This window comes from Labrenzia sp. THAF191a (assembly GCF_009363335.1).
Lineage (GTDB): Bacteria > Pseudomonadota > Alphaproteobacteria > Rhizobiales > Stappiaceae > Roseibium > Roseibium algicola.
Genome location: NZ_CP045333.1, coordinates 2,701,671 through 2,727,500, shown reverse-complemented (window position 1 = coordinate 2,727,500; position 25,830 = coordinate 2,701,671). Strand labels below are relative to the sequence as shown.

At 58.9% G+C, this 25,830-nt stretch carries 33 protein-coding genes; 20 read left to right on the top strand and 13 right to left on the bottom strand.

Annotated features, from left to right (window positions below):
• Window positions 1-82 precede the first annotated feature (82 nt).
• Window positions 83-457, bottom strand: coding sequence for a transcriptional regulator (locus tag FIV05_RS12500; RefSeq protein ID WP_152509759.1), 375 nt, complete (start codon window positions 455-457; stop codon window positions 83-85).
• Between the two features lie 92 nt (window positions 458-549).
• Here FIV05_RS12500 and FIV05_RS12495 point away from each other — a divergent pair, with 92 nt between their 5' ends.
• From FIV05_RS12495 to FIV05_RS12445, 11 genes are all read left to right on the top strand, one after another.
• Window positions 550-1,284, top strand: a complete 735-nt coding sequence (locus FIV05_RS12495; protein ID WP_152509758.1) for a cytochrome c biogenesis protein CcdA — start codon at window positions 550-552, stop codon at window positions 1,282-1,284.
• A gap of 32 nt (window positions 1,285-1,316) precedes the next feature.
• Window positions 1,317-1,910, top strand: coding sequence for a thioredoxin family protein (locus tag FIV05_RS12490; RefSeq protein ID WP_152509757.1), 594 nt, complete (start codon window positions 1,317-1,319; stop codon window positions 1,908-1,910).
• Between the two features lie 177 nt (window positions 1,911-2,087).
• Window positions 2,088-2,567, top strand: a complete 480-nt coding sequence (gene soxX / locus FIV05_RS12485) for a sulfur oxidation c-type cytochrome SoxX (RefSeq protein WP_152509756.1) — start codon at window positions 2,088-2,090, stop codon at window positions 2,565-2,567.
• Window positions 2,568-2,590: 23 nt separating this feature from the next.
• Window positions 2,591-3,040 carry a thiosulfate oxidation carrier protein SoxY gene (gene soxY / locus FIV05_RS12480; RefSeq protein WP_023014500.1) on the top strand — a complete coding sequence of 150 codons (450 nt, stop codon included), beginning with the start codon at window positions 2,591-2,593 and terminating at the stop codon, window positions 3,038-3,040.
• A 97-nt stretch (window positions 3,041-3,137) separates the two neighbouring features.
• Window positions 3,138-3,464 carry a thiosulfate oxidation carrier complex protein SoxZ gene (gene soxZ / locus FIV05_RS12475; protein ID WP_023003230.1) on the top strand — a complete coding sequence of 109 codons (327 nt, stop codon included), beginning with the start codon at window positions 3,138-3,140 and terminating at the stop codon, window positions 3,462-3,464.
• Between the two features lie 173 nt (window positions 3,465-3,637).
• Complete coding sequence (gene soxA / locus FIV05_RS12470; protein ID WP_082809675.1) at window positions 3,638-4,468, top strand: sulfur oxidation c-type cytochrome SoxA; 831 nt, start codon at window positions 3,638-3,640, stop codon at window positions 4,466-4,468.
• 212 nt (window positions 4,469-4,680) lie between these two features.
• Complete coding sequence (soxB, locus tag FIV05_RS12465) at window positions 4,681-6,375, top strand: thiosulfohydrolase SoxB (RefSeq protein WP_152509755.1); 1,695 nt, start codon at window positions 4,681-4,683, stop codon at window positions 6,373-6,375.
• A gap of 33 nt (window positions 6,376-6,408) precedes the next feature.
• The gene (gene soxC, locus FIV05_RS12460) at window positions 6,409-7,683 is read left to right on the top strand and encodes a sulfite dehydrogenase (protein WP_152509754.1); all 1,275 of its coding nucleotides are present in this window, start codon (window positions 6,409-6,411) and stop codon (window positions 7,681-7,683) included.
• Window positions 7,667-8,788, top strand: a complete 1,122-nt coding sequence (locus FIV05_RS12455; protein ID WP_152509753.1) for a c-type cytochrome — start codon at window positions 7,667-7,669, stop codon at window positions 8,786-8,788. The genes soxC and FIV05_RS12455 overlap by 17 nt, the downstream gene beginning before the upstream one ends.
• A gap of 87 nt (window positions 8,789-8,875) precedes the next feature.
• Window positions 8,876-9,319 carry a DsrE family protein gene (locus FIV05_RS12450; protein WP_286202288.1) on the top strand — a complete coding sequence of 148 codons (444 nt, stop codon included), beginning with the start codon at window positions 8,876-8,878 and terminating at the stop codon, window positions 9,317-9,319.
• 251 nt (window positions 9,320-9,570) lie between these two features.
• Complete coding sequence (locus tag FIV05_RS12445; protein WP_152505682.1) at window positions 9,571-10,317, top strand: Crp/Fnr family transcriptional regulator; 747 nt, start codon at window positions 9,571-9,573, stop codon at window positions 10,315-10,317.
• Window positions 10,318-10,375: 58 nt separating this feature from the next.
• Here the strand turns inward: FIV05_RS12445 and FIV05_RS12440 are convergent, their stop codons facing one another.
• Window positions 10,376-10,738, bottom strand: a complete 363-nt coding sequence (locus FIV05_RS12440) for a response regulator (protein ID WP_152511917.1) — start codon at window positions 10,736-10,738, stop codon at window positions 10,376-10,378.
• A gap of 186 nt (window positions 10,739-10,924) precedes the next feature.
• Here FIV05_RS12440 and FIV05_RS12435 point away from each other — a divergent pair, with 186 nt between their 5' ends.
• Window positions 10,925-11,230 carry a hypothetical protein gene (locus tag FIV05_RS12435; protein WP_152509752.1) on the top strand — a complete coding sequence of 102 codons (306 nt, stop codon included), beginning with the start codon at window positions 10,925-10,927 and terminating at the stop codon, window positions 11,228-11,230.
• A 327-nt stretch (window positions 11,231-11,557) separates the two neighbouring features.
• Here FIV05_RS12435 and FIV05_RS12430 read toward each other — a convergent pair whose 3' ends face one another.
• The 4 genes from FIV05_RS12430 to FIV05_RS12415 all read right to left on the bottom strand — a co-directional run bounded on the left by FIV05_RS12430 (window position 11,558) and on the right by FIV05_RS12415 (window position 13,967).
• Entirely contained in the window at window positions 11,558-12,691 is a 1,134-nt protein-coding gene (locus tag FIV05_RS12430) for an AI-2E family transporter (protein ID WP_152509751.1), read from the bottom strand.
• 42 nt (window positions 12,692-12,733) lie between these two features.
• Window positions 12,734-13,162: a hypothetical protein gene (locus FIV05_RS12425; protein WP_023003219.1), complete on the bottom strand. Its 429-nt coding sequence runs from the start codon at window positions 13,160-13,162 to the stop codon at window positions 12,734-12,736.
• Complete coding sequence (locus tag FIV05_RS12420; RefSeq protein ID WP_023003218.1) at window positions 13,162-13,506, bottom strand: DUF883 family protein; 345 nt, start codon at window positions 13,504-13,506, stop codon at window positions 13,162-13,164. The genes FIV05_RS12425 and FIV05_RS12420 overlap by 1 nt, the downstream gene beginning before the upstream one ends.
• A gap of 200 nt (window positions 13,507-13,706) precedes the next feature.
• On the bottom strand, window positions 13,707-13,967 hold the full coding sequence (locus tag FIV05_RS12415) for a Rho termination factor N-terminal domain-containing protein (protein WP_152509750.1): 261 nt from the start codon (window positions 13,965-13,967) through the stop codon (window positions 13,707-13,709).
• A gap of 357 nt (window positions 13,968-14,324) precedes the next feature.
• On the opposite strand from FIV05_RS12415, the gene FIV05_RS12410 reads away from it, so the two are divergent.
• Both FIV05_RS12410 and FIV05_RS12405 read left to right on the top strand, forming a co-directional pair.
• Window positions 14,325-14,840, top strand: coding sequence for a DNA starvation/stationary phase protection protein (locus FIV05_RS12410; protein ID WP_055656126.1), 516 nt, complete (start codon window positions 14,325-14,327; stop codon window positions 14,838-14,840).
• Between the two features lie 112 nt (window positions 14,841-14,952).
• On the top strand, window positions 14,953-15,189 hold the full coding sequence (locus FIV05_RS12405; protein WP_152509749.1) for a hypothetical protein: 237 nt from the start codon (window positions 14,953-14,955) through the stop codon (window positions 15,187-15,189).
• A 65-nt stretch (window positions 15,190-15,254) separates the two neighbouring features.
• Here the strand turns inward: FIV05_RS12405 and FIV05_RS12400 are convergent, their stop codons facing one another.
• Complete coding sequence (locus FIV05_RS12400) at window positions 15,255-17,057, bottom strand: PAS domain-containing protein (protein ID WP_152509748.1); 1,803 nt, start codon at window positions 17,055-17,057, stop codon at window positions 15,255-15,257.
• Window positions 17,058-17,236: 179 nt separating this feature from the next.
• On the opposite strand from FIV05_RS12400, the gene FIV05_RS12395 reads away from it, so the two are divergent.
• On the top strand, window positions 17,237-17,434 hold the full coding sequence (locus tag FIV05_RS12395; RefSeq protein WP_023003212.1) for a CsbD family protein: 198 nt from the start codon (window positions 17,237-17,239) through the stop codon (window positions 17,432-17,434).
• 155 nt (window positions 17,435-17,589) lie between these two features.
• Here the strand turns inward: FIV05_RS12395 and FIV05_RS12390 are convergent, their stop codons facing one another.
• Window positions 17,590-18,390, bottom strand: a complete 801-nt coding sequence (locus tag FIV05_RS12390; RefSeq protein WP_152511916.1) for a response regulator — start codon at window positions 18,388-18,390, stop codon at window positions 17,590-17,592.
• Between the two features lie 185 nt (window positions 18,391-18,575).
• Between FIV05_RS12390 and FIV05_RS12385 the strand changes: the two genes are divergently transcribed.
• The 3 genes from FIV05_RS12385 (at window position 18,576) to FIV05_RS12375 (ending at window position 20,804) form a co-directional block, all read left to right on the top strand.
• The gene (locus tag FIV05_RS12385) at window positions 18,576-18,782 is read left to right on the top strand and encodes a NepR family anti-sigma factor (RefSeq protein WP_023003210.1); all 207 of its coding nucleotides are present in this window, start codon (window positions 18,576-18,578) and stop codon (window positions 18,780-18,782) included.
• Entirely contained in the window at window positions 18,779-19,333 is a 555-nt protein-coding gene (locus tag FIV05_RS12380; RefSeq protein WP_152509747.1) for a sigma-70 family RNA polymerase sigma factor, read from the top strand. Before FIV05_RS12385 ends, FIV05_RS12380 begins: the two co-directional genes overlap by 4 nt.
• A 160-nt stretch (window positions 19,334-19,493) precedes the next feature.
• Window positions 19,494-20,804, top strand: coding sequence for a DUF2254 domain-containing protein (locus FIV05_RS12375; RefSeq protein ID WP_152509746.1), 1,311 nt, complete (start codon window positions 19,494-19,496; stop codon window positions 20,802-20,804).
• A gap of 145 nt (window positions 20,805-20,949) precedes the next feature.
• Here the strand turns inward: FIV05_RS12375 and FIV05_RS12370 are convergent, their stop codons facing one another.
• On the bottom strand, window positions 20,950-21,120 hold the full coding sequence (locus FIV05_RS12370) for a DUF1328 domain-containing protein (protein WP_023003207.1): 171 nt from the start codon (window positions 21,118-21,120) through the stop codon (window positions 20,950-20,952).
• Window positions 21,121-21,278: 158 nt separating this feature from the next.
• Between FIV05_RS12370 and FIV05_RS12365 the strand changes: the two genes are divergently transcribed.
• Both FIV05_RS12365 and FIV05_RS12360 read left to right on the top strand, forming a co-directional pair.
• Window positions 21,279-21,464, top strand: a complete 186-nt coding sequence (locus FIV05_RS12365; RefSeq protein ID WP_023003206.1) for a PLD nuclease N-terminal domain-containing protein — start codon at window positions 21,279-21,281, stop codon at window positions 21,462-21,464.
• 127 nt (window positions 21,465-21,591) lie between these two features.
• On the top strand, window positions 21,592-22,521 hold the full coding sequence (locus FIV05_RS12360; RefSeq protein WP_152509745.1) for a PRC-barrel domain-containing protein: 930 nt from the start codon (window positions 21,592-21,594) through the stop codon (window positions 22,519-22,521).
• Between the two features lie 158 nt (window positions 22,522-22,679).
• Here FIV05_RS12360 and FIV05_RS12355 read toward each other — a convergent pair whose 3' ends face one another.
• The 4 genes from FIV05_RS12355 to FIV05_RS12340 all read right to left on the bottom strand — a co-directional run bounded on the left by FIV05_RS12355 (window position 22,680) and on the right by FIV05_RS12340 (window position 25,813).
• Window positions 22,680-23,267 carry an exopolysaccharide biosynthesis protein gene (locus FIV05_RS12355; protein ID WP_152509744.1) on the bottom strand — a complete coding sequence of 196 codons (588 nt, stop codon included), beginning with the start codon at window positions 23,265-23,267 and terminating at the stop codon, window positions 22,680-22,682.
• 120 nt (window positions 23,268-23,387) lie between these two features.
• The gene (locus tag FIV05_RS12350) at window positions 23,388-23,873 is read right to left on the bottom strand and encodes a DUF992 domain-containing protein (protein WP_209009961.1); all 486 of its coding nucleotides are present in this window, start codon (window positions 23,871-23,873) and stop codon (window positions 23,388-23,390) included.
• 108 nt (window positions 23,874-23,981) lie between these two features.
• Window positions 23,982-25,265, bottom strand: a complete 1,284-nt coding sequence (locus FIV05_RS12345) for a TRAP transporter large permease (protein ID WP_075281884.1) — start codon at window positions 25,263-25,265, stop codon at window positions 23,982-23,984.
• Entirely contained in the window at window positions 25,265-25,813 is a 549-nt protein-coding gene (locus tag FIV05_RS12340) for a TRAP transporter small permease subunit (RefSeq protein ID WP_023003201.1), read from the bottom strand. Before FIV05_RS12340 ends, FIV05_RS12345 begins: the two co-directional genes overlap by 1 nt.
• Between the last annotated feature and the right edge of the window lie 17 nt (window positions 25,814-25,830).

Here is a 25,830-nt window from a genome sequence, read left to right as displayed (position 1 = left end):
ACACCCTTTTCAGCATTGCCATTGCAGCGCACAAAACCGCTTTTCAGATTCATGCCTCAACTTCAGTACCGGATCAACAGCATCACTTGCTCGTGTCCGGAAGCTTTCCCAACATATCGGTCAGCAGCGGCCAGAAGAAGTGCTCTCCCGGATAGCCGCGCAGACGGTCGATTTCAACGCCGTCGGCCACCAGAATGAAGGTTGGAGTCATCCGCTCTTTCGGTATGCCGGCCAGGTCCTGCGGCCAGGTGTCGGTAATATCGACGCGGCGCAACGGTGCTTGCCGGCCTTCCGACGTCTTCGGATAGGCGATGCCGATTTCCTCGTTCCAGCGCTTGCACCAGACACACCCCGGCTGCTCAAGCATGACCAGCTCGGCACTCCAGGCGGGCAACGCCTGAAACAGGCCGGAAACCAACACTCCGGCAAGGATCATCGCACGTGTCGCGACGGACATTTTGCAGTCTCCACATTTCTTCCATTGCAATATATAGGAACTTTTGAATATTTTAAAGCAACCGAAGATCGAGTTTCTCTGGGAGGAAATGAATGCTCGATGTTTCTCTGGGAGCTGCCTTTCTGGCAGGTCTGCTTTCATTCATTTCGCCTTGTGTCTTGCCGATTGTGCCGCCCTACCTGTGTTATCTGGCCGGTGTCAGTGTCGATGAACTGAAGGGCGATACGGCAACGGCCGAAACGGGTCGCCGGGTGATTCTGGCGGCGATCGCCTTCGTGCTCGGCTTTTCGCTCGTCTTTGTCGCCCTTGGTGCGACGGCCAGCGTCATCGGCCAGTCGATCGCCCGCTACTACGATATCCTGTCTTATGTTGCAGGAGCGATCATCATCGTCATGGGCCTGCATTTTCTCGGCGTCTTTCGCATCGGCCTTCTGTTCCGCGAAGCCCGCATTCATGTGGAACGCAAGCCCGCGGGTCTGGTTGGAGCCTTCGTCATGGGCCTGGCTTTCGCGTTCGGCTGGACACCGTGCGTCGGGCCGGTTCTGGCGGCAATCCTGTTCGTTGCCGGATCGTCGGACACCACCTGGCACGGCGCCGGGCTGCTTGCGGTCTATGCACTCGGCATCGGTCTGCCTTTCATCCTGGCGGCAGCATTTGCCAGCCGGTTCCTGAAGGTGGCCGGACGTTTCCGCAAACACATGGGCACGGTGGAAAAGATCATGGGCGGCCTTCTGGTGCTTACCGGCCTGCTGTTCATCACCGGGCAAATGTCGGCAATCGCCTTCTGGCTGCTCGAAACATTCCCGGTTTTCTCACAAATCGGCTGACCGGCCATTTCCGGTCCAGGGAGGACAATGACATGCGTATCTGGAAACAATTGGTGCTGGCGGTCGAACTCTTGGCGGCCCTGACGACAACGGCGCTCGCCGCAACGCTCGGCGACGACGGCCTGCACAAGCAGCCCTGGTTCACCGTAACCTTCCGCGACATTGGCGAAGACATTGAAACCGCGGCAGGAGAAGGCAAGCGCCTGGCAATCATCTTTGAACAACGCGGCTGCATCTATTGCCGCCAGATGCACGAAAAGATCCTCGCCGACCCGGAAGTGACCGACTACATCAAAGAGAACTTCATGGTCGTGCAATACAACATGTTTGGCGACGAGGAAGTCATCGACCTGGACGGCGAAGAACTGACCGAAAAGACCGCCGCGCGCAAATGGGGCTATGTCTTCACACCCACAATCGTGTTCCTGCCGGACGAGGTTCCGAGCGAGGGAACGGTGTCGGAAGCGGCCGTTGCAACGATGCCGGGCGCCTTCGGCAAGTGGACTTTCCTGAACATGTTTCGCTGGGTTCAGGAAAAAGGCTACGAAGGTGACGAGCATTTCCAGAAGTATCATGCTCGCATAATCAACGAGTTGCGCGAAAAAGGCCGCCTCGACGCGGAATAGGAAGAGCGGATAAAACAGGTTTATGCCAGATACGGCAAAAGGCCTATTGCATAACATATGCAAAAAATCATATCTTTTAATATGAGGAGGACAGGCAGGCTGGGGAATCGGACCTGCCGAAGGAACGCAAACGGCACGACAGCCGGCCGTTCCGCACTGAGGAGGAAAGCCGACACAATGTTCAAGGGCGCGACACATTTCAGCCTGCCGGCGGTCTTTGCCGGCCTAGCCGTCCTGGCCGCTTCCGCAGCGGCCGCCGGAACGGTTGCTCCGGACAGCGTTCCCATCATCGATATGGAACTGTCCGAATCCCTGACGGGCGTTCAGGGAGACCCGCAGGCCGGACGCGAAGCCTTCGCCGATCGCAAGAAGGGCAACTGCCTGGCTTGCCATGCCAATGCCGATCTCAACGACCAGCTGTTCCACGGCGAAGTCGGCCCCGTCCTCGACGGTGCCGCCGACCGCTGGAGCGAGGCGCAACTGCGCGCCATCGTGGTCAACAGCAAGGACGTCTTCGGCGAACAGACCATCATGCCCGGTTTCTACACCCTGAAGGTGGGCATCAACGTCGACGAGGAATTCGCCGGCAAAACCATCCTGTCAGCGCAAGAGGTAGAGGACGTCGTCGCCTATCTCATGACGCTGAAAGAGAATTGATCTCGGGTTTCAAGGAGCAAGAGATGAGCTTTACAAGACGCCAGGTGTTTGGTCTCACGATCGGAGCCGCTGCATTCGTGGCCGCCGGATCGCGGGTTTCCTTCGCCGCAACCGACCAGACCGAAGAGGCCATCAAGGCTTTCACCGGCGGAGCAGATCCCAAGGAGGGAACTGTTTCCCTCGACACGCCGGAAATTGCCGAGAACGGCAACACGGTGCCGGTCGGCGTATCCGTCGACAGCCCGATGACGGCAGACAGCTTCGTTGAGTCTGTCCTGATCCTGGCCGACGGCAACCCCAACCCGGCTGTTGCCACGTTCCACTTCACTGCCATGAGCGGTGTTGCCGAAGCCAAGACCCGCATCCGGCTCGCCAAGACGCAGAACGTCATCGCGGTCGCCAAGATGAACGATGGCTCCACCTTCATCGACCGCAAGGAAGTGAAAGTCACCATCGGCGGCTGCGGCGGCTAATCCGCAACAGCGCAAGCGGCTTGTCCGCAGGACTGGCACCGGCCTTTAGCCGAAACGCCGCCCGGCAAGCAGATCAGGGATACGAAGGAACCAAATCATGGCAGATCCGAAACCGCGCGTGAAAGTGCCCAAGAAGGCAGCTGCGGGCGAAGTCATCACCATCAAGACGCTTATCAGCCACCCGATGGAATCCGGTCAGCGCAAGGACAAGGAGGGCAACCTCGTTCCGCGCCAGATCATCAACAAGTTCACCTGCGAGTTCAACGGACAGGTGGTGTTTTCCTGTGACATGGACCCGGCCGTCTCGGCGAACCCCTACATGGAGTTCAGCGCCAAGGTGAATGAAACCGGCACGTTCAAGTTCACCTGGGTCGATGACGATGGCAGCGTCTACGAATCCGAGAACAAGATCACTGTTGAATAGGCGGCGGCCCTGCATCCGCGGCTGTGACGTCCGCACGGACTGAAAAGCCCAGGACAGGGTGCATCGAGAGTGTCGGGACATCGTATCTGCAGTCGGTTGAAGGCAGGATGTTCCAGGGATCGCTCAAATCGGGAGGAGACGATTTGGCCAATAGAACGAAACGCATAGCCACCATGTTCGCAGTAACGATGGTCGGCACAAGCGCAAGCCTGGCCGGGGGGCCGGTTGACGAAAAGCTCGTTATCGACGGGGAAGTGGAGATCATGACCCGTGTACCGGCGCCGGAAGGGCACCCGTTCGACGAACTGATCTCGGGCTGGCACTACCGCACGGAAGAAACGCGTGATCTGGAGGCCGACAGCTTCCAGAACCCGGGTATGCTCTATGTGGAGCGCGGCGAGGAAATCTGGAACACCGTGGACGGTGCCGCGGGCAAGTCCTGCGCCTCCTGTCACGAGGATTCCGAGGAGTTCCTCAAGGGCCTCGGCGCCAGCTATCCCAAGTGGAATGAAGACGCCGGCAAGCCGTTCAACATCGAGCTTCAGATCAACCAGTGCCGCGAACAGAACATGCAGGCAGAGCCCTACAAGTTCGACGCGGCCGATCAGAAGGCCTTGACGACCTACATCAAGCACCAGTCGCTCGGCATGCCGATGAAAGTCGATCTGAGCGAAGGCGAGATGCAGACATGGTGGGACAAGGGCAAGGAGCTCTACTACACCCGCACGGGTCAGCTGAACCTGTCCTGTGCCACCTGCCACGAGAACTACAACGGCAACTACATCCGGGCTGACCACCTCAGCCAGGGCAGCGTCAACGGGTTCCCGACCTATCGTCTGAAGCAGGCGGACCTTGTCTCCCTGCACAACCGCTTCCGCGGATGTATCCGCGATACGCGGGCAGCCTTCCCGGCAGCCTTCTCCGACGAGCTGATGGCTCTGGAGGTCTATGTGACCTGGCGCGGTTCGGGGCTCGGCATCGAAACCCCGGCGGTTCGCCAGTAGGCTGACCGTTTAACCTCCGGCGCGGTCGCAGCCACCGCGCCGGTTTCTTTCCTGTCGCCGGCGAATTCCCGCCCGGCCAGCAGGCGGAAACAAAGGGCTGAAAACATCAATGTCCCGAACGTGGGATAACCGGGGTGCACGGCGTCGTCGTGCCTCAACGGGAAAACTGTGCAACCGGCCGGGCATCGGCCGTTGGTTTGGAGTAACTGAGGATGTTCTCAAGACGTGAGTTCCTGATGGCGGCAACCGCGACAAGTGCCTTGCTCGGATCGGGCATGGCAGGATCGTGGTCGCGGCTGATGGCCCAGCAAGCCCTGACGGAAGACCAGCTCCTGGGGATGGACCCGAAAGGCAAGCTCACGCTGGTGCATATCACCGACATCCACGCCCAGCTGAAGCCGATCTACTTTCGGGAACCGTCCATCAACCTGGGCATCGGCGACGTCAACGGCAAACCTCCACACGTGACCGGTGCCGATTTCCTGAAGCTCTACAACATCGAAGCCGGGTCGCCGGATGCCTATGCGCTGACCTCGGAAGACTTCGTCTCCCTTGCCAGGAGCTACGGCAAGATGGGCGGCATGGACCGGGTCGCGACCGTGATCAAGCGCATTCGCGCCGAACGCGGCGCCGACAACGTTCTCCTGCTTGATGGCGGCGATACCTGGCAGGGCAGCTACACATCCAACCTCACCCAGGGCGAAGACATGATCACGATCATGAACTCGCTCGAGCCCGACGCCATGACAGGGCACTGGGAATTCACCTACGGCACCGACCGGGTGCAGGAAGTCATCGACAGTCTGCCCTTTGCCTTCCTCGGCTCCAACATCTACGACAACGAATGGGACGAGCCCGCGTTCGAAGCCTGGAAGATGTTCGAACGTGGCGGGTCCAAGGTCGCCGTCATCGGTCAGGCCTTCCCCTATACGCCGATTGCCAACCCGCGCTGGATGATCCCCGGCTGGTCCTTCGGCATCCGCGAGGAAGACATTGCCAAACATGTGGCAGAGGCCCGCGACGAGGGCGCTGAAATTGTCGTGCTGCTGTCGCACAACGGCTTTGACGTCGACCGGAAGCTCGCCTCGCGCGTTGACGGCATCGATGTCATCCTGACGGGCCACACGCACGACGCCCTGCCGGAACCGGTCATCGTCAACGACACGCTGGTGATCGCCTCCGGCTCCAACGGCAAGTTTGTCTCCCGGGTCGATCTCGACGTTCAGGACGGCAAGCTGGCCGGGTACGCCTATCGCCTGATCCCGATCTTCTCCGACGTCATCACGCCAGATGCGGACATGGCTGCGCTCATCGATGAGGTTCGCGCGCCTTACGAAGCGGATCTCGCCCGCGTTCTCGGCAAGACAGAGAACCTCCTGTATCGGCGAGGCAACTTCAACGGAACCTTCGACGATCTGATCTGCCAGGCACTCCTGACCCAACGCGACGCCGAAATTGCCCTCTCACCCGGCTTCCGCTGGGGGACATCACTTCTGCCGGGCCAGGACATCACCTTCGAGGATGTCCATAACGCCTGCGCCATGACCTATCCTGCGGCTTACCGTTCGTCGATGACGGGCCAGATGCTGAAGGACATTCTGGAGGATGTCGGCGACAACCTCTTCAACAAGGACCCCTACTACCAGCAGGGTGGTGACATGGTCCGCGTTGGCGGCATGGGCTACACCATCGATCCCGGCAAGGAAATCGGCGAGCGCATCTCGGGCATGACCCTGCTCGCCACCGGAGAAGCCATCGACCCCGCCAGGGAATATGTCGTTGCCGGCTGGGCCTCGGTCAACGAGGGCACGGAAGGCCCGCCCATCTCCGAAGTCGTTGAAGCCTATCTCACCAGCAATCCCGTGGTCAGCCTGCCGGACAACCAGTCCGTCAAGCTGGCAGGATGATGCCTTTTCTTCAGAGATCCTGAGGACACGATCATGACTGACAAAACCAACTCCAAGACGCCGGGTCTTTCCAGGCGTTCCCTCTTGAAAGCAGGCTTCGCCGCAGGCGCCGTTGCTGGCACGGCTGGTGCCGCGCGCGCGGCTGGCGATCCATTGATCACCGAGATACAGGACTGGAACCGGTACCTCGGTGACGGTGTGCAAGCGCGCCCTTATGGCACGCCGTCGGAGTTCGAGGCCCATGTGGTCCGCCGCGACGTGGAGTGGCTGACGGCCTCCACCGAGAGTTCGGTGAACTTCACACCGCTGCACGAACTGGACGGCATCATCACGCCCAACGGGCTGTGTTTCGAGCGCCACCACGGCGGCATTGCCGACATCAATCCTGCAGATCATCGGCTGATGATCAACGGTCTGGTCGACAGCCCCCTCGTCTTCACCATGGAAGACCTGAAGCGCTTCCCGCGCGAGAACCGGGTCTACTTCCTGGAATGCGCCGCCAACTCCGGCATGGAGTGGCGTGGCTCCCAGCTCAACGGCTGTCAGTACACCCACGGCATGGTTCACTGCGTGATGTACACTGGCGTGCCGCTGAAACTGATCCTGGAAGAGGCAGGCCTGAAGACCAATGCCAAATGGGTGATGCCGGAAGGCGCCGATGCCTCGGCCATGACCCGATCCATCCCGATGGAAAAGGCCCTCGACGACTGCCTGGTCGCCTTCAGGATGAACGGCGAGGCTCTGCGCCCGGAACAAGGCTATCCGCTGCGTCTGGTCGTGCCCGGCTGGGAAGGCAACATGTGGGTGAAATGGCTGCGCCGGATCGAAGTCGGCGACGAACCCTGGCACCAGCGCGAGGAAACGTCCAAATACACGGACCTTCTGGAGAACGGCAAGGCCCGCCGCTTCACCTGGGTGATGGATCCCAAGTCCGTCATCACCTCGCCTAGCCCGCAGGCCCCGATCAGCCACGGAAAGGGACCGATGGTCATCTCCGGTGTCGCCTGGTCCGGCAACGGACGGATCAAGCGGGTGGATGTCTCGCTTGATGGCGGCCGGAACTGGAAAACCGCCCGCCTCGACGGCCCGAGCCTGTCGAAAGCCATGCACCGCTTCTACCTGGACATCGACTGGGACGGCTCGGACATGCTGATCCAGTCCCGCGCGATGGACGAGCACGGCTTCTTCCAGCCGACCAAGAACGAGCTGCGTGCCGCCCGCGGCGAAAACTCGATCTACCACAACAACGGCATCCAGACCTGGTATGTCAAAGCAGACGGAATGGTGGAAAATGTCGAAGTTTCTTAAAGCCCTCAGCCTTGGAACCGTGCTCGCCACCCTGCCCCTGCTTGCCGCGACGGCGCAGGCGGGAGATGCAGAAAAAGGTGAGAAGGTCTTCAAGAAATGCACTGCCTGCCACGCGGTCGGGGAAGGCGCAAAGAACAAGGTCGGTCCGGAACTGAACGAGATTTTCGGCCGTACCGCAGGATCGCTTGAGGACTACAAGTATTCCAAGGCGATGATCGAGGCCGGTGGTGGCGGGCTCGTCTGGGACGAGGCAACACTGACGACCTATCTGACCAAGCCAAAGGACATGGTCAAAGGCACCAAGATGGCCTTTGCCGGTTTGAAGAAGCAGGAAGACCTGGACAATGTGATTGCCTATCTGGCCACCTTCTCCAGTGCTGCCGCTCCTGCCGACCAGCAGGGCGCCGCAGAACCTGCTGCCACTGAAACGGAAACCGCCAGCGCCGACACGGCAGCGGAGGCTCCAGCGGCACCAGTGTCCGAAATCCGTGAAGGCGGCATCTTCGGTCTTGGCCGAGTGGCAACGGACGACGAGGTCGCCGCCTGGGATATCGACGTCCGCCCCGACGGCAGCGGCTTGCCGGAAGGCTCCGGCACGGTGGCCGATGGCGAAGTGCTGTTCACGGACAACTGCGCCGTCTGTCACGGTGACTTCGGCGAAGGTGTCGGCCGCTGGCCGGTTCTGGCCGGTGGCCAGGACACCCTGACCGAGGAACGCCCGGAAAAGACCATCGGCTCCTACTGGCCGTATCTGTCCACGGTCTACGACTATGTCCGCCGCACCATGCCCTACGGCAACGCCCGTTCCCTGTCGGATGACGACGTCTACGCGCTGACGGCCTACCTCCTTTACCTGAACGACATCGTCGAGGACGAGGACTTCGAATTGTCGAAAGACAACTTCCTGGAGATCCGTCTTCCCAACGAGGAAAACTTCATCGCTGACGATCGCACCGAAGAGACGCATTATGCAGCCAAGGCCGAACCCTGCATGAGCGACTGCAAGGACAGCGCAGTCGAGATCACCATGCGCGCCCGCATTCTCGACGTGACCCCGGGGTCCGTCGACGACGACGAGGCCTCCGGCATGGGAGGCGTCGACTGACATCGTTTTGCGGCAACGGCCCGTGAAAGAAAGGCCGCCCGCGCAAGGCCGCCGCAGGATATCCTGCGGCGTAAGGAGGAGGAAACGATGGGAATGTTCTCAAGACTGGCAATGGCCGCTTCGGCCCTGCTGATGCTTGGCTCTGCCGTATTGGCAGACGACGGCATCCACAAGCTTGCCCTGCAGATCAGCGACAATGATCCGCAGAAGATGAACACCGTCTTGAACGTCGCGTCCAATGTGGCGCGCCACTACTCTGAAATCGGCGAGGAGGCCGATATCAAGATTGTTGCCTTCAATGCGGGCCTGCACATGTTCCGGGCGGATACGTCCCCCGTTTCGGATCGCATGAAATCCTTCGTGGAAAGCATGCCGAATGTCGCCTTTGAGGCCTGCGACAACACCCGTCAGGCCATGGCCAGGAACGAAGGCAAGGACATCGAGTTTCTGGAAGGTGTCGAAGTCGTTCCCGCCGGTGCCGTCACTCTGATGGAGCTGGACGAAGACGGTTACACCATCCTGCGGCCCTAGACAGCCTCAAGACCCGCCGTGCGGACAGTTGCAAGGTCCGTACGGCTCGTCCCTTTCGGCATTCAGCCCGCCGGGACGCCCGGCTTTTTGAATTCTCGCCATCAATTGTCAGCCGTTGCAGGACTTTCTTTTGCAAGCAGCGTTTGCGTCCGGCATCGGACGGACTTGCTTTCCCCTGCTCTTCTGCCTCAAATGGGAACCAGCAGCAGTTCTAGGCGTTTTGATGGATTGCCAATGGAGATGCCATTTGAATGACCGAAACAGTCCCGTTTCAAACCAATTGCCAAACCTGCCCCCTCAGACGGAAATCCGTATTCCGCTCGCTGGAAGACAAGGAACTGGACTTCATTTCGGATTTCAAGACCGGTGAACTGATGGTCGAAGCCGGAGCAACCATTGTTCAGGAAGAGAACAAGAGCCCGCATCTCTACACCATTCTGGATGGGTGGGCCTTTCGTCACAAGGCTCTGGCGGACGGCCGACGGCAGGTACTGAACTTTGCCCTTCCGGGCGATCTTGTCGGCCTTCAGCTTGCCGTCCTGAACGAGATGCAGCACACGGTCACTGCCCTTACCGACACCACCTTGTGCGTCTTTCAGCGCGACAGGGTCTGGTCGATCTTCAAGGACTACCCGAGCCTCGCCTTTTCAATGACCTGGATCGCAGCCCGCGAGGAACAGATCCTGGACGGGCACATCATCAGCCTGGGTCAACGTTCTGCCCTGGAACGGCTCGCCTATCTCATCCTGCATCTATACGACCGCGCGGAAACCATCGGCTATGCGAGCAATCAGGCGCTGGATGCACCGTTTTCCCAAAGCCACCTGTCTGATGCGCTTGGCATCACACCGGTCCACACCAGCCGTACGCTCCGCAAACTTCAGGAAAAGGGGCTGATCAGCTGGGCGAAGGATCGGATCCGGATCCTGGACAGGGATGCTCTGGAAAAACTCGCCTCATACGAGAGCATGGCCGATGAGTGCCGCCCGCTCATCTGAGCGGCGGCCGCCATCTTCACGTTTGCTTGAAAGGCAACTTCCAGCGAAAACGGAGGCGTCAGATCAGAGCGCCGATCTGGGCTTTTGTGTAGGGCTTGCTCAGGATCACCTGCCCCTCGAACGCCGTGGGCAGCGGGTCGAGATCGCTGTAACCGCTGGCGAAGATGAACTTCGTCCCCTTTTCCAGCAGCTGGCTGGCAAAAGCCAGGCTGGTATCGTCGCCGATCTTCACATCCAGAATGACGAAGCTGAACAGCTGAGCTGCCAGTGTTTCCGCCGCTTCCGCAAGATTTGCGAGCGTCTGCACCGGCGAGAACCCAAGCTCTTCCAGCATCATCTGCGTATCGAGCGCGATGATCGGGTTGTCTTCGACAACCAAGGCAGCGCCGCGCATTACCGGCACGGCATTTGGGGATTCCATTGTCACGAGGGTTCTCATCGTCAGACTTGTTGACTTTCCGCACGATGACACGAAATCAATCGCTCCGCATTAACATAAGTTATCGCTGCAGTTAATTTTCCACTTTGATGTCAGCGTCTTCTGTTGTCGAAAAGAAGCGTGAAACCTTTTCTTAACTCGGGAGTTTACTAGGCGGAGGTAGACACCATGTTCATGCATCGCAAACGAATTCCGACCAACGCCCCTACGGCAATCGCCATTGCCGCCCTTCTGGCTTCCAGCCTGATTGTGGCTGAACCCCTTTTCACCAATGAAGCGGACGCGGAAACCGCTCACAACGGCAACACGCCCGCACCGGTAGAAGTTGAACAGAAGGCCGCTCCCAAAGGCGACCTGAAGGTTGAACTTGCCGACGTGCATGGCCGCCCGATGCGCTGCGTCTCCGGCACGCGCGTAACCACCTGTACCGGCTGGCCGATTTCCCACGGCATGCTGGCATTCAATACCGAGTAAAGAGTTCATGACGCTAAATCGTTGAAAAGCCGCCTTTTCCAGGCGGCTTTTATTTTGTCTTGATCCATGACGACGAGCGACACGACCCCGCTGGAATGGCCCCACCCGGCATGCAATCCGGCAAATGACAAATTGGCCGTTTAACCTGTTGGAACCTGGAACAGGCACCACAACACTCACCCACGACATGGGGCATTTGCCGCCTAGGTGTCACCTTCCATCCGCTCCTGAAAGAAGAAACCGGCGACAACGCTGAACCCGCTGGCATTGGAACGCCGGCACGGGTGGCCTTTGTCATGTCCGCGGGTTCGCGCAGGCTTGCGATTGTCAGTGAGATGCGCCGGGCTCGGGCTCAGGTTCGGAACGCCCGGGCCCTTCGGACTGGTCTGTGTTGTTGATGATCTCCAGCACACTGACCACAACCAGCAGCAACGGCACGGCGATGAATCCGCCGATCGGTCCCCACATCCAGATCCAGAAGGCAATTGCCAGGAAAACCGCAAAGGGGTTCAGCGTCATGGTCCGGCCGAGAACGGTTGGCGTGACGAACTGCGCTTCGATCAGGTTGAGAACCAGATAGGCCAGCGGCGGCGTCAGGATCTCCACCGCCGTATACCCTGTCGCAAGTCCGATGCCGCTCATCACCAGGACCATGATCGCCGGCCCCAGATAGACGACGTAGTTCAAGACGCCGGCCAGCATCCCCCACAACAGTGGCGAGGGAACATCAAGCAGCCACATGGTCAGCGCCACGGCCACGCCGAGCCCCGCGTTGATGACGCTGATGGAGATCAGATAGGTGGAAAGACGCGCTTCGATTGTCCGAAACGCCGTCACAATGCAACGCCTGCCTTCACTGTCGGGAGACAGCTGGAGCGCTGCCCTGCGCAGATGCGGGCGCGTCAGCAGAAAGAAATAGAGACTTGCCAGGAACAGGACCACCTGGGCCATGAAGGCCGGTGCGAAATAGAAAACGCTTTCTACCGCGGAGTTGTCATCGACACTCACCTGCATGCCGCCCTTCTGGCCCATGGCACTGCGAAGGTCTTCCTGCAGGCTCGCGACAGACGAAAAGAACCCCTGCCAACTGACCAGTTGCGCCTGCAGCCGTGACCAGATGAGCGGAAGCCTGTCGAGCCAGTCCGACAGCGGCACGACGAAAGCCGCCCCGGCGGTCAGGATCAGAGCGATAAAGACGAGCACCATCCCCCCTGCCGAGAGCCAGCTCGGCACGCCCAGGCGAGACAATCTTTCCATGGGAAGTCCGAAGATCGTGCCGACAACCACCGACAGGAAAACCGGTGCGAAAAACACTTGGGCAAGATCAAGGGAAGCAATCACCACGATGCCACACAGGATGGCCGCGGAGTAGCGGACAACCGGGTCCGATCTGACAGCTTCACCCACTGTGACGGGGGGAACAAGTCCTGTTACTGCGGGTCGGTCTGGCTGCGCTGTCATTACTGTTTGCTCCGGTGGCCGGCAAGAAGGCGCGGCAATTGGTTAGCCGCGCTCTTCGTCACCTCGTGCCTGCGCTGCCAGAAAGGCCAGACCGCCCAATGCGGCGGTGATCATCAGGCCTTTTGATTTTGTGAGCTGTGGCAGAACGGAAATGGCAGCAGCCAGGCCCAGTCGCTGCGCGGCCTGACTATGCGCCTTGCGTCTTCGGTCCTTGTGCTTCAGGAAGCTGAGCACCGCCACGAAGACCAGTCCCGTTACGGCCATGAAGACGGCAATCAGCAAAGCCGCCATCGCAGGGCCGAACACCGGCGCCAGAAAGGCGCCGGCTGCCACCACGCCGGCCACATAGGCTGTCGCGAAACAGACTGCCGCAATGCCGCCCAACACGGCATTGCGCTTGGCACGGTGAACCATGCCATTGAAGTCTCGCGAAACAGCCCCGAAGGCCAGCGGAAGGGCGCGCAGGAGCATCAGCGGCGCACCAGCGCTGCGATCAGGAAGCCGACACCGGCGGCAATGCCGATCGACTGCAGCGGACGACGGCGCACTTCAGCAACGAAGGCGCGTTCGTAATTCTGCAGCTCAGCAGACAGATCGCTCAAGGCGTCCTGGGACAATTTGGTCAGATCCTGCCCTGCTTCGGCGGCCTTGGTCTTGTATTCATCCGTCTTGCCCGCGCCGTACTTCTTCAAGGAGCCGGCGAGAGAGGCAATATCGCCGCGAATGCGTTCGATGTTTTCCTCGATCTCACGAGCGCTAACGGTGTCATTGGCAGGATTGGCGGTCGATGCCGTGGCAGTCTTCGCAGTTGCCATCTTGTCGCTCCTGTTTTCAATCGCGTGAGGCCCTGATGACGGGCGACACGCATCGCGTGAATGGAATCAAGCCCGGAATTCGGACACTTGGACACCGCGCTGAACCAAATTGCGCGGTCTGGCTTGTAAACGGCCTTGCGCTCATTTGGTTCCAGACAACACAGCATGAATCGTTGCAGCGCCGTCTTCACGGCCGCCTGTCAGCCGCGCAAGGCCTCGATCAGATCGGATTTGTTCATTGAGGACCTGCCGCTGATGTCGAGCTCCTGTGCCCGTTCATAAAGCGCATCCCTGGTCCAGGTTTCATAAGGTGCGGCCTTGCCGCCCTTGCGCGACGGCGCTTGGTGGTCGTTTGCCTGCGCATTGGCAATTCTCGCCGACTTTTCCTTGCTGTAGCCCTTGTCGCGCAGGGCGTCGTAGGTGTCTTCCTTCTTGATGCTGGAGCTGGTTTTGGAAGCCATGCCCGTGTCCTTTCATTTGCTGTTCCGCTGTTTTCGAAAACAACCTCAAATGAAAACGCCGTCTCGCGCGGGATCGTTCCAATATCTTTTCGATAAGAGAGTTTGATAGATAGCTTTATATCGACAGGGTAAAAATGAACTATGCTGCCCGGAAGCTCAGACCCATAAAAAATACAAATGCTATTCTTGAAATAATTTCAGATCACATTTTCCATACTGTCAAAAATCGAAATATTTTCAAAAACATGGAACTGAGCACGAGCTGAAGACTTTTCCTATCGAACGTCCGGGCCACGCTCTTGTCAGCAGAACACCCGGACACATCGATCGCCAATCGAAAGCACGAAAGGAAGAACTATGTCGACGTCTCAGGTTCTGAACATCGAAACCCCGAAGGTCGACCCGATCAAAACGGGTGTTTCTGCCGAGGTGCGCGAACAACTGGCGAAGCATCTCTCGGTCATTCTGGCCGAAACCTACATGCTCACGGTGAAATCGCACCTTTACCACTGGAACGTCGTTGGACCGCTGTTCAAGTCGATCCATGATCTCACCGAAGAGCATTATGAAAATCTCTTTGCCGCGACAGACGACCTGGCCGAGCGCATTCGTGCCCTTGGACACAGGGCGCCGGTCAATGTCGACGAAGGCAAATTGAACCTGACCGTCAGCCTGCCGGCCGGCGGCATGCCCAATGCCTTCGAAATGATCGAGGATCTGGTTCGCAGTCATGAAATGATCGCTGCCGAAATGCGCGACATGGCAGCCTACGCCGGAGACAATAGCGACCCGGTGACAGAGGATCTTCTGACCCAGCGCATCACGTTCCACGACAAGGCAGCCTGGATGCTGAGGGCCGTCATTACCGAATGACCGTTCCTCACCGGCATCCCGGGTAACTTGCAAGACGACAAAGGTCCGTCTGCCGCAAGACGGCAGGCGGCCTTTGGCGTATGCACCAACTCAGTTTCAACCGTGTGATACCATGATCAGCGTATCGAAACGATTTGCCGGGTTCCGGACGCCTGCAAGCGTCCTGGAAGACCGGCACCTGTCGAATGAGCAAAAGCGGACAGCCCTGCTGGCCTGGCGGGCCAGCCTGAGCAAGGCGCCTCGGGCAATTTCTCGGGACGGCCGGTCTCCAGCCGAACTGATCGAAGAAATCGACGAGGCCCTGAAGGCGCTTCGCCGCGAAAAGACTTCGCTCGGCAAAGGGTCATAAAGCTTCGTCGTCGCAGGACATAACACACCTCTATCGGCCCTGCCTGCAGCAAACGGCACGGGTGCCTAAGAAGTTGTCTTCCTGACAGGAAACTCGATGACGCAACTCACGCCTTCCGGAGCGAAGTCGATGGTAACGTCGCCGTCGAGCGCCGGCCCCACCAAACGCTCAAGCAACATCCGCCCGAAGCCGTTGCGCCTTGGCGGCACCACTTCCGGACCGCCACGTTCTTTCCAGACCAGCCTGATCCTTCCGTCTACGGTCGTCCACGACACCGACAATTTCCCCCCGAGCACTGACAAGGCGCCATATTTGGCGGCATTGGTCGTCAGCTCATGCAGGGCAAGGCCAAGGTTCTGGGCCGCATCCGCCGTAATCGAATGCGGATCGCCCTCGATCTCGATCTGGGGGCTCCCCGGGTCGATCGATTGCGCCAGATGCGCCAGCACAAGTTCTTTCAGGTCAGCGCCGTACCAGGACTGTGACACCAGAAGATCATGACTGGCCGCCATCGCCTGGAGCCGTGCGGCAAAACTTTCGACAAAATCCTCGGTGTTGTCCGAACGCGCCGCTGTCTGGCGTGCCATCGCCTGAATGACTGCAAGCAGGTTCTTGGAGCGATGCGTCAGTTCCCGCATGACGAGATGCATCTGGCGTTCGTTTTCCCGCTTGTGGGTCAGGTCGATGGAGATGCCGATCAGGCCGGTGATCCGGCCTTCCTTGTCGCGCGAAGGCTCCATGCGCATGTTGTAGCTGCGATTGACCCCGTTCATGTCCATGTCGAATTCGATGACGGCGCTTTCGCCTGTCTCGAGGACCTTCTTCTTCACCGGAATGAGTTTCAGCTGATCTTCTTCCGGAAACAGCTCATCATCGCTTTTGCCGATGAAGAAATCCGGTTTGAAACCGGGCGACGGATTGACGACATGAATATATTTCAGGTCCAGATCCTGTTCGAACACAGTTGTAAGCGAACCGTCGAGCGCCTTTTCGTAACGCCGGTTTGCCTCCGCGAGTTGACTTGCCAGCGAGGCGAGCCGGATCTCATAGAGATTCTTCTCGGTCATATCGATGGCCGTACACAGCACACCGTCTATGTTGCCGCTGCTGTCGCGTGTCGGATGAACGATCAAGTCCAGCGAAATCGTCCCCGTCTCCTCGCTGTCGAGCGCGAAGAAGGTAGATGCCGTCTCGCCGGTTTCCAGCACCTGGCGCTTGACCGGTTCCAGTTCCGCCGCGGTCTCTTCCGGCAGCAGATCCTGATCGGTACACCCGATCACGTCATCGGCTTCCTTGCCGAACCGCGGATTGTGGATCCACGTGTAGCGCAGATCCTTGTCCTGGGTGAAAACGGAGATGTTGGATCCGGTCAACGCGGTCTCGAACCGCTCGTTGATCCGTCTTATCTCCCGCCGCGATCTGCCGACCTTGTCGGAAAGCTGGAGATTTTCAGCCTTCAGAACATCATTGGCCCGCTCCAGATCCTTGAGCGAGGGAATGGCCAGCAGCATCGGCCGCACCCGCCAGACAACCACTGCTGTTGCCACCGAGACAAGGGCTGTTACCAGCTTGATCAGACCTTGTGCGCCGTAGATCGGCCACCAGAGCGTTACCAGGGCTGTCAGATGGGTCAGCGCACACGCCAGAATGAAGGCGATGAACAGGTAACCGATCTTGCGGGAATTGCCTTGAATGTCCGGACGCTTGCGCAGAAACCCGAAGATCATCAGGGGAATGGCAACATAGGCCAGCGCAATCAGGGCATCGGAGATCGCATGAATCGCCACGAGATCCGGACGCCAGAGCAGGCAGTATCCATGCGGCATGAAGGAGGCCGCACCAAACAGATAGGACACGATTTCAGACATTTCGAATTTGCTCCGTCATCCGGGCATATAAACTTTCACGGCCGTCCCGCATCGGAAAAGCCGCTCCCGCGCCGGTGCGCCAGCAAACAGTCAAAGCTGGCAGCAACCGCAATTCATTCGGAACCTTTGACCTCAGGAACCGTTTTCCAGATGTCAGAAAGACAAGGAGAAAACGACCGATGAATTGGGACCGGATTGAAGGAAACTGGAAAGAATTCAAAGGCAAGGCCATCACCCAATGGGGCAGGCTGACCGACGATGATGTGGATCGTGTTGCCGGCAAACGGACCGAACTCGCAGGTCTGATCCAGCAGAAATACGGCAAGACCCGTGAAGAAGCCGAGCGGGAAATCGATACCTGGATCTCGCGGCACTGATGGAAGAAGGCGGGCACTGCCCGCCTCTTCCTCCCGCTTTGGGATCTGTCGTTATCGCGCACCGAAGGGCAGACGCCGAAAACGGCATCTTGCTTCGCTCTCGTGGAACGAATGCAGTGGAACACGCCCCCTGTGCTCATCACGCAGCGCTGCCCTCAGGCAGCGGCCACCTCTTCCACCCCTTTGAAGAACAGCGCCTGGCTGATCCCCGCCTTCACCGTATTCGGATTGAACGGCTTGGTGATAAGGAACGTCGGCTCCGGCCGTTCGCCTGTCAGAAGACGCTCGGGGAACGACGTGATGAAGATGACCGGAACCGACATTTCGGCAAGGATATCCTTGACCGCATCAATGCCGGACGACCCGTCGGCAAGCTGGATATCGGCAAGCACAAGACCCGGGGTCTGAGCCTTTGCCGCTGCGATGGCATCGCTCGCTGTCCGGGCAACGCTAGTAACGCCATGACCGAGCGACTCAACAATCTGGATCAGATCCATGGAAATAAGCGGCTCGTCCTCGATGATAAGCACATCCGTCTTGGTCTGCCTGTCAATTTCCGCGATCGCATCCTGAACGAGCTGGGTCACTTCCTCTTCGCTACGCTCGATGATGAGGGCGGTCTCGGGAAGCGAAAACCCTTCCAGTGTGGACAGTAACAAGGTCTGCCGGCTTTCGGCCGCCATGGTCGCAAGCCGCTGCTGAGCAGTCTGCTCGAAGATGGAAACCGTCCCGTCATGCGCGGTGGGCGGAACGACGCTTGCGTTCCAAAGGACATGGAAAAGCCGGTAAAGACCGATTTTCACGCCATGAGATGTATCGATAATGGTCTGATCTGCCACCAGTGCCTGCAGGCAGGCCCTGACATAGGCATCGCCACTTTTCTGACTTCCCGCCAGTGCTCTTGCATATCTACGCAGATACGGCAGGAGCGGCGCGATTTCTTCCGAAAGGCTCACGGACATAAATTAGTTCCTCAATAGTTGCCGCCTGAAAGCGGTCGAAGGGCCCGCATCAAGCGCACCCATAAGTTGGAAATGCATTCGGCAAAAAAAAGTTCCATACTCGAGGAACTTTTTTTTTGCCGCCGCGTTTACGTCGCAAATCAGCCTATCGTCGAAGACGCAAATATCGGGAATCTGCCATGGCAAGCAAGCTTAACCCAAGTCGGCCCAACGCCGGATTTGGTGTAATAACACCAGCCGCCGGAGCCAAGTCCAAAGAAGACTGGATCGGCAACCAGCTCAAGAAGGTTTACGACGAGGCCCTATCGGAAGACATACCGGATGACATGATGGACCTGCTGTCCGCCTTGGACGACAGAGGCTCTGACGAGGAGGCCGCCGAATGAACGTCGCAAAGCTCAAGCAGGATCTGGTCGACGCCATACCGCGATTGCGCGCCTTTGCCAGATCGATCAGTGGTGACCGCGACCGTGCGGACGATCTGGTCCAGGAAACCCTGGCAAAGGCGATCGCCAACAAAGACAAGTTCACCGAAGGCACCAACCTCACCGCCTGGCTGATTACCATTCTCCGGAACCAGTATTATTCCGTTGGCCGGAAGATGCAGCGCGAGGTTGCCGACCCTGACGGTGAACACGCCGCCAGCCTGGAAAGCAAACCGCAACAGGCAGGCCATCTGGAACTGAAGGATTTCCTGAGCGCCCTTCAGGTTCTTCCGGACGACCAGCGTGAAGCCCTTATCCTGATCGGTGCCAGCGGCTTTTCCTATGAAGAAGCAGCCGACATCCTCGGCGTGAAGGTTGGCACGGTCAAAAGCCGCGTCTCCCGTGCACGCCTTCGTCTGGATGACCTCATGAACGGGACCGAGAAATTTGAACGGTCCGAAATCGCCGCCGCCGAATCCGCCTCCCTGATCAGGGACGCCCTGTCCGTCTGATCATTCTCATCCACACCGGAACCTTTCCGCTTCTGCGTCCGTCACAGGCCGGCGCACTGCATCCGGTGTGATCAGGCAAGCCGGTTGGCGCACGACAGCTAACAATGACCGGCAGAGTTCCATCGACGATGGAACTCTGCCGGTTTGAGGGGGAACGGGAATGGATCTGGCCTATCGGGAAAATGCCCGCGAACAAGCCCTCGTCCGTCTGGCCAAGGGCTTTCTGTTCATCCCCGTCTGCATCACACTTCTGGGGGCCGTGCTCGCATTTGCGGCCTTCCTGATCGATGACCTGCAACTCCTGACCGGTGTCTTCGACTTTTTCGGCTACAGCTCCATCAGCATCGATGGTGCCCGCTCGGTCCTGTCGACCATTGCCGGCGCGATGATGTCGGTGATCAGCCTTGTCTATTCCCTGACGCTGGTCGTATTCACACTCGCCGCGGGCAATATTTCGGCCCGCCTGCTGGAAACCTTCGCCAGCAACAGAACCACCCAGATTACCATCGGTCTTCTGGGCGCGACCTTCCTTTATTCCATGCTTGTCCTTTTCGGTGTCGACGACACCAAGGATCTCCGGTTTTCCGTCATCCTCTCGATAATCCTCGCCTCCAGCAGCTTTTTCTGGCTGGTCTATTTCGTCAACGACGTTGCCGGCCGTATCCGGGTCGACGCCGAAATCGGCCGCATTCATGCAGCGCTGCGATCCTCGATCGACGAGCTTCTGGCGCACGAACCGCGTGAAAAGCCGAATGACCGCGAGGAGATACCCGACCTGCCGGTCTGCACCTTCAAAGCCGTGCGCAGCGGCTACATCACCTTCATCGACAGCGAACGGCTGATAGACATCGCGAAGTCTCTCGACGGTTTCATCGAAGTGTCCGTCATTCCCGGAACCTACGTCATCGAAGGCATGCCGATCGCAAAGGTGCGCACGGAGACCGAAGACCCTGATCTGAAATCCTTGCGCGGCACCTTCAAGATCGAAAAGGCCCGGGCTCCCGAAGGGGATATCCAGTTTTCGGTCCACCTGATGGTGGAGATCGCGCTGCGTGCGCTCTCCCCCGGCGTCAACGACAGCTACACCGCGATCAGCGCGATCGATCACCTGTCGGCCTCCGCCGCGCGGATCCTGCAGCGCGGCGCCCCCAGCTCGCTCATCACGGATGACGACGAGACCCCTCGCCTGTGGTTGACGATCCTGGAAGTGCACGATCTCCTGGACACGGCGATCAGTCCGCTCAGGCAGGCGTCAAGAGGCAACATCCTGGTGCTCGACCACCTCATTTGCGCTTTGGAAAAGGCGTCCCTGGTCTGCCGCAAGGAGCACCTGCACCTTGTCTCGAGGCAGCTGTTCAATATAGCCCAGGATGCAGTTTTCTCGATCCAGAGCAGACCGGACAGGCAACAGATCGCCCGACGGCTCTGGACTGCGCGCAATACGCTGCGCATTCAGGCAGAGGCCCGCTAGCCACTGGATGCCTGCCGGCAAGCCCGCTGCATCAACTATATCATTGAACGAGGAAAACGCTGTCTTGTCAGGCGTTTGACGTCGCCTGAATGCCTGTTGGGGAAGGCACAAAAAAGGGCGCCGAAGCGCCCGTTTTGTTCTCGTGTCAGACCCTGCGGCCTCTGATGGCATGTGCGACTGCCGAAATCAGGAACAGCGCAATGGCGACAAAGAAGATCAGTTTGGCAATGGAAACCGCAGTACCGGCAATACCGCCAAAACCAAGTACGGCTGCAACAATAGCAACCACCAAGAACAACAATGCCCAGGAAAGCATAGCAACCTCCGATATTTGAGATACGGAGATGAAACGCCTCGTTTTCGAAATCGTTCCCAATAATTTTGAAATTTATCTCGAAAACTTCAAGACCACTGCAGGGAACCTTCTTCGCGCCCGGCCGTTTCCGTCACAGTCACCAGCATCGGAGATCTGTCATGGAATATGGAATTGTCGGCCTGTTGATCCTCATCCTGGACGTCTACGCGATCATTCAGGTCCTCGGAAGCGGCTCCTCCACCGGGGCAAAGCTGCTTTGGGTTCTCGGGATCCTGATTTTCCCGGTCGTTGGCTTCATTGTCTGGCTGCTGGCCGGTCCGAAAAGCGCGGGAAAACTCGCCTGATTTTTCGCGTCACGGCTTCGCGCAATGTCAGGCGCAGCCGTGACGCCTTCTCCCGGAACTTCCCGAAAGTTCAACCATTTACCTACTGCACTTTCAACTTTTCAGAACACGAAAGGGAGTTGCTGAAATGCTTCGCCATCTACTCGCCACCACCGCAATCGTAGCAGCCATTTCAACGGCGGCTGTTGCCGGTGAGACCGCTGCGATGAAAGACGGCGGTCAGGCCGGTGCAAGTGATGACACCGGCGTATACGAATTCGAACTCCACACTCTTGCACCGGATACCACCACCGGCATTCTCGCCACCAACATGGTCGGCAAGCCTGTGGTGACCAGCAGAAATGCTGAAGGGGAAGAAATCGGCGACATCAACGACGTGGTCTTCGGCCGCGACGGCTCCGTGCATGCGGTGATTGTCGGTGTCGGCGGTTTCCTCGGCATCGGCGAAAAGGAAGTCGCCCTCGATTTCGCCCGCCTCAACTTCGTGGCTGGTGAGGACAAACGGCTCATCGTCGTCAGTGATGTCTCGCGCCAGGAACTGGAAGCGGCAACCGCCTATGAGCGCCCGGATTACATCCCGTACTGGATGACGACGGAAGGTGCGCGCGAGCAAATGGACAAGGTCACTGAAAACGCCAAGTCCACCTATGAGACCGTGCGCAAGGAGGCCATCGACCCCGCAAGACAGCAGCTGGATGACGCCATGTCCGACGGCTGGACTGAGGAAAAGACCGAGGTCGATGCAACCAGCGTGTCCACGGACGAGCTGATCGATTCAACGGTCTACACCAACCAGGACACAAACATCGGTGAAGTCGCCGAGGTCCTGATCGGCAAGGACGGCAAGGCCCAGGCTGTTGTCATCGATGTCGGCGGTTTCCTTGGCTTCAACGCAAAGCCGGTTGCCGTTGCCTTCAACAGCCTGAAGATGTTCGAAACGGAAAACGGCGACCTTCTGGTCACCGCCCCCTTCACCAAGGAACAGCTTGAGAATGCGCAGACCTATGAGCCTGCCACCTACAAGGCCAATCCGGATGCGGTTCTGCTGAAAGGCTGAACGGCTATCTGAAAGACACCAAGGAAACGGGTCGCTTCGGCGGCCCGTTTTTTTGCGTACCCAGGGGTCATGGCTCTACCTGTAAGGATGAGCTGGCTTCATGGCGCATGGGTTGTCTTCAAGGTGGAAGGACAAGGGAAAAATGTGTCGAGAAGCTCTCAGGCAAGCCAATAAACGACAGTGGCGACCGCTGCCAAGGCCACCATCAGCCCCACCAGCGTCACGATGCCATCGCGCACCAGCAACCCGAGGCTCAGGAGAAGTATTGCCGAACCGGGCAAGGCGACAGCAAAGGGCAACAGGGTGGCGGGATAGACAAGAACAGACAGAAAGATGCAAAACGCCGCGACGATCCGGCTCGCGGTTTCGCCGGCGAAGATGGCCAGGCGCTGCCCGAGGTAACCGTCGGCGCGTTCGGCATAGGGGGTGAGCTTGTCGATGATCGACTTCACCTTCTGCTTGGGAAACCCGCGATTGCGCACGAAAGACGGTAACCAGATCGAGGTTCTGCCAAGGACAAGCTGTCCCGCCACCAGAAGCGTCAATGTTGTGAGAACAATCGGGACACCTGGTATGGCCCCGATGGGAGATATCATCACAAGGGCCGGCAGAAACAGAAGAGGCCCCGCCGCACGGCTGCCGGACGCATTCAACAACGAGCCGACATCGGCGCGGCCTTCCTTTTCAATTTCGTCTTCCCAGCTTGTAAGAACGCCCTTGATTGTCTCCGACTGACCTGTCGCCATCCGGGTATCCCTCCAGTTCGCATTATCGTCGGACGTGCCACATTTTTCCGGCCAAACCTGCGTCCGAAAAAGCAAAAAGGGCCGGCAAAGCCGACCCTTCTTGACGTTATGTCACTGTGTTCACTTGATCGCTTCCAGTGACATCCGACTGACACCCACCGTGATGTTCGTGCCCGTCTGGCTTTCGACACTGAGCGGGTTCAGCGCAATCGACTTGTCGAAACCGCCAATAAGGGCATTGGCCTTGATACCCGCACCAAGGCTGGCACCTGCGGTCACGCCGGCATATTCACCTTCAAGAGCGCCCACCTCCAGGTCGGCAGTCGGTGCAACGACGCCCCATATCAGCGTGGCCGAGTCGGTGGTCCCGATATCAAGCCCGTATTCGCTTACGGTCGCCGTGTAGTAGCTGGCAGGGCCGTCACCGACCCGGTCGAAGGTGCAGTTCATGACGGCCTTGGAACCGACGATGAAATTGGTTTCCTGCTCGACAACGCATGTCAGTTTGCCAACTTCGACGCCAGCAGGCTTGTCCTGGGCCATCACAGGGGTCGCAAGAAGCGTTGCTCCCGTCAGGGTCAGGGCGAGTTTGGTAAACCGTTTCATCAATGTCTCCTTCGTGTATGTGGCCTCCGGATTGCTCCGGTCCGCCTTCATCACGGTGGAAACGTCTGCATGGTCCGTCAGTTCCAAAATAATTCTGCTCTTGTCCCCTCAGCGCATGGCCATCGGCAGATAAAGCGCAATCTGCGGCAAGGCGATCAGCGCCGCGACCATGGCCAGCATCGCCAGCACATAGGGAATGGCTCCCAGCATCACCTCGGCTATGGATCCGCCGCGTCGCGCACTCTGGACGACGAAGAGATTGAGCCCCACCGGCGGTGTGATCAGCGCCATCTCGATCAGCACGATCATCAGGATACCGAACCAGACCGGATCATATCCCAGGCTGATGACGATCGGCACAACGATCGGAATGGTAATGACCATCAGCGACAGGGTCTCGATGAAGAAACCAAGCACGATATACATCGCGACGATCACCAGCAGCGTCTGCAGGGGACCGAAGCCGAGCCCCTCCAGAAAGCCGCGCAATTCCTGCGACAGGCCGGCAGCCGAAAGCGTGAAGTTGAGAAACGACGCCCCGATAACCACCAGCATGATCATCGCCGTGACCCGCACTGTGCCGATCAGCGCTTCGCCGATCATGCGTGTGTTGAGCCCACCGAAAAGCGCGGCAATCGCCAGCGCTCCGGCAACCCCGACAGAGGCTGCTTCGGTCGGCGTCGCCCAGCCCTTGTAGATCGAGCCGATGATGGCACTGAACAGAAGAATGATCGGCAGCAGATCTGCGAGCCCGAGTGCCATTTCCCGCAAGGGGAACGTCCGCCGTGCCCCGCCGAGCTTCGGATTGACCAGGCAAACAAGCGCAGTCACTGCCAGAAAGGCCATCGCCAGCAGGATGCCGGGCAGAAGCCCTGCCAGAAAAAGCTGCGGGATCGAGGTCTGTGTCAGAAAACCGTAGACGATCAGGTTGATCGACGGCGGGATCATGATGCCGAGCGTGCCTCCGGCGGCGATCGCACCGGAAAAGAGCTTCTGGTCGTAGCCCAGCCGATCGGCCTGCGGCATCGCCACCGTCGCCACCGTGGCAGCGGTCGCCACCGACGAGCCGGACGTGGCCGAGAACATGGTGGCGGTTGCCACATTGGCATGCACCAGCCCGCCTGGCAGCCAGGAGACCCAGCGGTCGAGCGCCGAGTAGGTGCGTGCGGCAATGCCGGTGCGCACCAGGATCTCGCCCAGCAGCACAAAGAACGGAATGGCGATCAGCGCCGCATTTTCCGACGTCGACCAGACCATCGACCCGAGACCGCGTGTCAGCGGAAAGGCGCTGAAGAACTGATCGATACCGAACCCCAGCAGGAACAGCACGATGCCGACAGGAATTGAAAGGCTGAGGAGCCCAAGTAGGCCGACGGAAACGAAGGAAAGCATCAGGCCGTCTCCCCTTCCGGAAAGGCACCGATCGCCTGCTCGGATTTTGCAAATTCACCGCGCAGGACCAGCAGTACACCGGCAACAAAGGTCAGCCATGCGGTAACCGCGAACCACACCCACCCGGCAAACCAGGGCAATTGCACAAGGGCGAGCGGGGTTTCCAGGGGGGTGTTCGCCCTTGAGGAATTGCGCAGGGTCGTCTCCACCACCGGCCAGCACTTCAGCGCGACGATGGAGACGGTCGAGGACAGGGCGAAGATCGACAGAAGATCCAGCACCGCCCGCCATTTTGGCAGTCCAACCGAACGGCGTAGGAAATCGATCCGGATATGCGAAAGTTCGCTCAATCCGAAAGCCATGCCCCAGGCCGTGCCGATGGCCATCACGTAGCCGGAGATTTCGTCGGTGCCGCCGAAGGAGGCACCGACACGGCGGAGACAGATATCAATCAGAACAAGACCTGCACAGGTGAGGAACAGAACGCCGACCGAAATCGCTATCGCCCGGTTGATCCTCGACAGGATTGACAGGAGTTTCTCCGCCACCTCGATGTCTCCCGGGC